6 protein-coding genes are annotated in these 6,422 nt (G+C 65.6%); 3 read left to right on the forward strand and 3 right to left on the reverse strand.

The annotated features are described in order from the left end of the window. Positions 1 to 137: 137 nt before the first annotated feature. Positions 138 to 746 (reverse strand): LysE family translocator, encoded by a 609-nt coding sequence (locus tag IE083_RS15075; protein WP_189354856.1) that lies wholly within the window; start codon positions 744 to 746, stop codon positions 138 to 140. Between the two features lie 159 nt (positions 747 to 905). Here IE083_RS15075 and IE083_RS15080 point away from each other — a divergent pair, with 159 nt between their 5' ends. The 3 genes from IE083_RS15080 (at position 906) to IE083_RS15090 (ending at position 4,996) form a co-directional block, all read left to right on the forward strand. After that, positions 906 to 1,373, forward strand: coding sequence for an Lrp/AsnC family transcriptional regulator (locus IE083_RS15080; RefSeq protein WP_189354857.1), 468 nt, complete (start codon positions 906 to 908; stop codon positions 1,371 to 1,373). A 74-nt stretch (positions 1,374 to 1,447) separates the two neighbouring features. Then, positions 1,448 to 3,109 carry an SWIM zinc finger family protein gene (locus IE083_RS15085; protein ID WP_189354858.1) on the forward strand — a complete coding sequence of 554 codons (1,662 nt, stop codon included), beginning with the start codon at positions 1,448 to 1,450 and terminating at the stop codon, positions 3,107 to 3,109. Positions 3,110 to 3,328: 219 nt separating this feature from the next. Beyond that, complete coding sequence (locus tag IE083_RS15090) at positions 3,329 to 4,996, forward strand: ABC-F family ATP-binding cassette domain-containing protein (protein ID WP_189354859.1); 1,668 nt, start codon at positions 3,329 to 3,331, stop codon at positions 4,994 to 4,996. Positions 4,997 to 5,083: 87 nt separating this feature from the next. Here the strand turns inward: IE083_RS15090 and IE083_RS15095 are convergent, their stop codons facing one another. Together IE083_RS15095 and IE083_RS15100 are read right to left on the reverse strand one after the other, a co-directional pair. After that, entirely contained in the window at positions 5,084 to 5,626 is a 543-nt protein-coding gene (locus tag IE083_RS15095) for a hypothetical protein (protein ID WP_189354860.1), read from the reverse strand. Positions 5,627 to 5,702: 76 nt separating this feature from the next. Then, positions 5,703 to 5,906 (reverse strand): SlyX family protein, encoded by a 204-nt coding sequence (locus IE083_RS15100; protein WP_189354861.1) that lies wholly within the window; start codon positions 5,904 to 5,906, stop codon positions 5,703 to 5,705. Positions 5,907 to 6,422 lie beyond the last annotated feature (516 nt).

Consider the following 6,422-nt stretch of genomic DNA (forward strand, 5'->3'; position numbering starts at 1 on the left):
GGAACGCATTCCTCAGATGTGATTTGAAACCCCGTTTACACAAAAATTCGGACAGGCCCCTATCTGGTTGGTCTGTCCCGCTCGCAGTTGACACTAACTTAAGGTGGATGGATTGCGGCCAACCTTGGCCGCAATTCTCAACTCGCCAGCTTCCCCGCTGCCAGCAGCAGCAATCCCCCGGCCGTCGCTTCCGCCAGCCGCCGTTTGCGGTCGCTGAAGCGACCCTTGCCGGCCATGCCGGCGACGCTGTAGCCGATCACGCTGTACACCACCGCGCAGGAGCCAATGAAGATGCCCGACAGCAGCAGCGCCTGCGTCGCCACGCTGGTGCCGGGGCGGATGAAGTTGGGCAGGATGGACAGGTAGATCAGCAGGCCTTTCGGGTTGAGCAGGCTGGTGAGCAGGCCTTTGCGCAACAGGCCGTGTACCGGGCGGCTGTCCAGCTGCAGGCTGCCGGGGCGGCTGGCGGCGCGGAACATCTGCCATGCCAGGTACAGCAGGTAGGCAAGGCCGGTCCAGCGGATGGCGTGCAGCAGCGGCGGCCAGGCGCTGAGTAGCGCGGCAATGCCGAAGGCGGCCAGCAGCGCGTGCACGCTGTAACCGGCGAGGATGCCGAGCGTGGCGCGGCGCACGGCAGCGCGGCCGCCGCTCAGGCCTTGCGAGGCGACGAACAGGATGTCGGGGCCGGGGCTGCACACCAGCGGGAAGACGGTGAGGGCAAACAGCAGCAGAGTATCGCTGGGCATAGGTGTTCTTTCTAGCAGATTGGCGGGGTGCTTGCCGGAGGGCAACAGCGTGTGACTGCCGAAAATTCTAGGGTTTTCGCGCTGAAATCGGGTTGTGTTGTGACGCGGGTGGTGGCCTTGAAATAGAATCGGCTGCGAATATTTCAGGAGATTGCCGCAGTGGATGTCGTAAAGCTGGACAGTATTGATCGCCGTATCCTGCACGCGCTGCAGCGTGACGGCCGTTTGCAGAACGTGGAGCTGGCGCGCGCCGCCGGTCTGTCGCCGTCGTCGTGCCTGCGGCGGGTGAAGCTGCTGGAGGCGCGCGGCGTGATCAAGCGCTACGTGGCGGTGCTGGACGGGGCCAAGGTCGGCGCCGGGCTGTCGCTGTTCGCGCGGGTGTGGTTCAAGGCGCAGGACGCGGACACCACCAACCATTTCATCGCCAGCGTGCGCGACATGGCGGAGGTAGTGGAGTGCCACATCATGGCCGGCGAGTGCGACGCGCTGCTACGCATCGTGACGCAGGATCTGGCGTCGTACCGCAAGTTTCACGCCGAGCAGCTGACGCGTATCGCCAGCGTGCAGAGCGTGAAAACCGAGGTGCCGATGGAGACGGTGAAGCTGACCCACGCGCTGCCGCTGTAGGCGCGTGTGGGCTGTGACGGTCGCGCTGGCGCTGTCACAATGACGGCTATTGCATGATTTGCGGGATGGATGGCATGGCGGCATTACTGGAAACACTGTTGCAGGAGGCGGGCGACGCCATTTTCGAGCGTGGGGTGAGTTACTTCAGGGCGGGCAAGGTCAGCCTGTCGGCGGTGACATCGGACGAGGTCAAGGCCATGGTCCGCGGCAGCCACCGCTACCGGGTGTGGCTGAGCCGGGACAGCGAGCATGAGTGCGATTGCCCGATGGGCGACAACGATGAGACCTGCAAGCACGTGGTGGCGACCGCCTTTGCCTGGCTGGACAGTCTGGGCCGGCTCGACGGCGGGGCGCTACCGCAGCCTGCCGCGCCCGTGGCAAAACCACCCGCGGCGGCGCTGGCGGCACGGCTGGCCGAACAGCCGCCGGCACAGTTGCAGCAGTGGCTGCTCACGTTGGCCGCACAGGACAAGGACGTGGAACGCCAGCTGCTGCTGTGGCTGAGCGAGCTGTCCGCCGACGAAAAGACCCTCCGCCAGCAGCTGGACAAGCTGATCGGGCGGCCGCGCTTCATGGACTATGCCGCGGCCGGGCGTTACCGCCGTCGCGTGGCGGCGGTGGTGGACACCCTGCAGCGGCTGCTGGATCGCGGCGAGGCGGCGATGACGGCGGCGCTGGCGGACTGGGCGGCGCAGCGCCTGATCCGGGTGATGGAACAGGCGGACGACTCCGATGGCGGCATCGGCGAGGCCGTCCACCGGGTGATCGGCATCTGGCAGGCGGCGCTGGCGCAGGGCGGCCTGCAGGGCGAGGCGCTGGTCAAGCTGGTGTACCAGCGTTGCCTGGCGGACGACTACGGTTTTTACGAGGCGCACGGCGTGTTGCAGGCGCTGAAGGCCGACGATCTGGCGGCGCTGATCCGGCGGGTGCAGCGCGACTGGGCCAAGTTGCCGCAGGTGCCGCCGGGTACGGGGCGCGACCGCTGGCAGCAGGCGCCGCTGGACCGCCTGTTGTCGGCACTGGCCTGTGCCAGTGGCGATGTGGCCTTGCAGATCGCCGTCAGCGCGCGCGATCTGGGCAGCGCATACCGCTGTCTGCAACACGTCGAACTGCTGTACCGGCTGGGGCAGCAGCGCGAAGCGCTCCGCCAGCTGGAGCAGTATGTACGCGTCTACCCCGGCGATCGCGGGCTGCTGGCCACGCTGGCGGCGTGGCTGCAGGCGGACGGGCTGACCGGCGAGGCCTTGCAGCGCTACTGGCAGTGCTTCCTGCTGTACCGGGGTGCGGAGTACTACCTGAAGTTGCGCGAACTGTCCGCCGCGGACTGGCCGCACTGGCGGCAGCGGGCGCAGGCGGTGCTGCTGGAGCGGGAGGCAAAAACAAGCGGGCCCGGCGCGCCGCCCCAGATGGATGAACGGCTGCAGCTGCTGCTGGCGGAGGGCGCGCTCGACGAGGCGGCGCAGCTCTGGCAGCAGGGGCAGTTCCGCGAGGTGACCGCGCGTGAGCTGGCGCGGGCGTTCGAGGCCGGCCATCCGCAACTGGCTGTCCGCCTGTACGGGGTCTTGCTGGACAAGGCGCTGCAATACAGCGGCGACAGCTTTTACCGCGACGCCCACGCACTGCTGCAGCGGCTCAAGCGCGTGCAGGCGCCGGCCGATTTTGCCACCGGTCTGGCCGCCATCCGCCAGCAGTATGCGCGGCGGCGCAAGTTCATTACGCTGATTGCCGACCTGTAGGCCTGCTGCTGTTCCCCGTCATAAGCGACTGTTTTTATGGACAGGCCGGCGCGCGGGCAGGGGGCGTGTTACCATCTGCGCCGCGCCGTTTTTATTGCTTTGCAGCATGCGGCGGCGCCTTGTTCCGGTGCGGCCAACGTTGGCCGCATTGCCTGTCGTCTTCCCGCCTTGTCGCCGGTCGCGGCCTAACCTGTTCCCGCCGCCGCACGGCGCTTCCTCATGATCATTCTGAAAAACGTGGCCTTGCGCCGCGGTACCAAAGTCCTGCTCGACAACGCGTCGGTGACGCTCAATCCCGGCGAGAAAGTCGGCCTGGTCGGTCGCAACGGCGCCGGCAAATCCTCGCTGTTCGCGGTGCTGAACGGCTCGCTGCACGAAGACGGCGGCGATGTGTCCATCCCGTCGCAGTGGCGCATGTCGCAGGTGGCGCAGGACATGCCGGAAACGGCGCAGACGGCGACCGAGTTCGTGGTCGAAGGCGACACCACCCTGCTCGCCGCGCAGCAGGAGGTGACCGAGGCCGAGGCCGGCGAAGACTACATGCGCATGGCGCACGCCTATACCGCGCTCAACGACGCCGGCGCCCACGACGCGCCGGCACGGGCGCAGGCGCTGATCCTCGGCCTGGGTTTCAGCGTCGCCGAGCTGCAGCAGCCGGTGAACAGCTTTTCCGGCGGCTGGCGCATGCGGCTGCAACTGGCGCGCGCGCTGATGTGTCCGTCCGACCTGCTGCTGCTGGACGAGCCGACCAACCATTTGGATCTGGACGCGCTGGTGTGGCTGGAAGCGTGGCTGAAGCAGTACGCCGGCACCATGGTGGTGATCAGCCACGACCGCGAATTCCTCGACGCCGTCACCACGGTGACGCTGCACGTCGACAATGCCAAGCTGGTGCGCTACGGCGGCAATTACAGCAAGTTCGAGGACATGCGTGCCGAACAGCTGATCCTGCAGCAGGCGGCGCAGGCCAAGCAGCAGGAAAAGATGGCCCACCTGCAGAAGTTCATCGACCGCTTCAAGGCCAAGGCCAGCAAGGCCAAGCAGGCGCAGAGCCGCGTCAAGGCGCTGGAGCGGATGGAGAAGATCGCGCCGGTGCTGGCCGATGCCGACTTCCAGTTCGAATTCAAGGAGCCGATGAGCCTGCCGAACTCGATGCTGTCGATGACCGGCGCGGCCTTCGGCTATCCGGCACCGGAGAGCGCGCCGGAGGACACGCCGCCGACGGTGATCGTGCGCAACGTGAACCGCACCGTGCTGGCCGGCCAGCGCATCGGCATTCTCGGCGCCAACGGCCAGGGCAAGTCGACGCTGGTGAAAACCGTGGCCGAGGCGCTGCAGGCGGTCGGCGGCGAGATCATCCGCGGCAAGGGGCTGAACATCGGCTATTTCTCGCAGCAGGAGCTGGACGTGCTGCGGCCGGAGGACGATCCGCTGCAGCACATGTTCCGCCTGGCGCGCGACACGCCGGCGGCGATGCGGCCGTCGGCCAACGATTGCCGCGAGCAGGGTCTGCGCAATTTCCTCGGCACCTTCAACTTCAGCGGCGACATGGTGAAGCAGGCGGTGGGCAGCATGAGCGGCGGCGAGAAGGCGCGGCTGGTGCTGTGCATGATCGTGTGGCAGCGGCCGAACCTGCTGCTGCTGGATGAACCGACCAACCACCTGGACCTCGCCACCCGCGAGGCGCTGAGCGTGGCGCTGAACGAGTTCGAAGGCTCGGTGATGCTGGTCAGCCACGACCGCGCCTTGCTGCGCGCGGTGTGCGATGAGTTCTGGATGGTGTCGCGCGGCGGGGTCAGCGATTTTGAGGGCGATCTGGACGATTACCAGGTCTACCTGCTGGAAGAGGCCAAGCGCCGCCGCGAAGAGGCGGCCGGCAAGCGCTAAGCCTTTAAACTCAGGCGTTAAAACATTGCGGCCAACCTTGGATCAAGGTTGGCCGCAATGTTTTGTTTCACGTGAAACGGGGCGGGCTTACTCTTCCCACGGCCACCAGTGAGGTGCCGGCTTCAGGTATTTCTCCGGGTAGCCGGCGAACAGGTTGGCGGCGATGCGCTGCGGGTGGGCGACGCCGTGCTCGTCCAGCCATTCGTCCAGCGCCTCGGTCTGTTCGCTGTAGCCCATCAGCCGGTACAGCAGCGCCCAGTCCTCCGCCATGCACCAGTTCAGGCCGTCCGCCTGCCACACGGCGCCATCGTCGAACGGCCACTGGAACTGGCCCTTGTCCAGCCGGATCGCCAGCCCGGCGATCAGGTCGATGTTCAGGCCGTCGGCGGTCTGCAGGCGGGCGAAGTGGCGGGTGGCATACAGCGGGTGCGGCGGCGGGGTGATGTCGCTGGCGTGTTGCAGCAGCAGCGCCTTGACGGCGGCGAAGTCCTCAGCAGTGGTGACCAGATCAAGGTCGTGCGGCTCGTCGACGAGGCCCAGCTGTTGCAGCAGGGTGCTGCCGCCGATGGCCCAGCTCAGGCCGGCCAGCTGCGGCGCGAGGGTGGTAATGAAGGCGCGGGGTGTGCTCATGCGGTGTTTCCGGCAGGCGCGGCGCCGTTGCGGCCAACCTTGGCCGCAAGCGGAGCGACGCAGTGAGGGAGGCGGCTCAGTAGTGCGGCGGAATGTCGTCGCGCGGTGAACCGACGGCGTCGTCCTGGCTGGCGCCCTGGTGCAGCTGGTACAGGTGGCGCAGCTGTTCCTGCAGCAGGTCGATCTGCTCCTGCTGGCGGGTGACGGTGAGATTGAGCGCGTCGAGTAGGTCTTCTTGCAGCGCAACCTTGATTTCCAGTTCGGTGAGGCGTGATTCCATGATTGGTACCCGCTGAGTGTGGTAGTGCTTTTCTGATCATAGAACGGAAAACGGGGTTTCCATTTCTGGAAACCCCGTAAATCCTGGTGCCGGCGGCAGGAATCGAACTCGCTACCCCCTGATTACAAGTTAGGTGCAAGTCTCTTGTTCCGCACGGAGTTTTCAATAAAATCAGGTGGTTACTATACCCTTGGTTGCTCCATTTTACCGGAATTTGCAGCACTTAGTGCAGCAGAATTGCAGCAGGGAAACGATTACACCCCATATGGGTATAAAAAATAAGCAGTCCTTTGAGCAAAGGATACTTGAGCAGCCAAGTGTCCGACTCGGACACTTGGTCGGTAGGGCTCTGACAGCGCCATGCTCTTGCTGTAGTAAAGTGTCCCATTGGGACACTTTACTGGCCCCGGGCTTGATGGCAGGAAAAGTGTGTCTAGTGTGGCGTTTCGTTCTTCTTGGAACTTAAGCGGCGATTCGCGCGCATGACCTTCTGCAGAATGTCGCGAGCGCTCTTGG

This window comes from Vogesella fluminis (genome assembly GCF_014652335.1).
GTDB lineage: Bacteria > Pseudomonadota > Gammaproteobacteria > Burkholderiales > Chromobacteriaceae > Vogesella > Vogesella fluminis.

Bases quoted from the DNA above. Each gene is read 5' to 3' on its own strand.
- IE083_RS15075 (WP_189354856.1), bottom strand. From the start codon at position 746: ATGCCCAGCGATACTCTGCTGCTGTTTGCCCTCACCGTCTTCCCGCTG.
- IE083_RS15085 (WP_189354858.1), top strand. From the start codon at position 1,448: ATGGCGGCATTACTGGAAACACTGTTGCAGGAGGCGGGCGACGCCATT.
- IE083_RS15090 (WP_189354859.1), top strand. From the start codon at position 3,329: ATGATCATTCTGAAAAACGTGGCCTTGCGCCGCGGTACCAAAGTCCTG.
- IE083_RS15095 (WP_189354860.1), bottom strand. From the start codon at position 5,626: ATGAGCACACCCCGCGCCTTCATTACCACCCTCGCGCCGCAGCTGGCC.
- IE083_RS15100 (WP_189354861.1), bottom strand. From the start codon at position 5,906: ATGGAATCACGCCTCACCGAACTGGAAATCAAGGTTGCGCTGCAAGAA.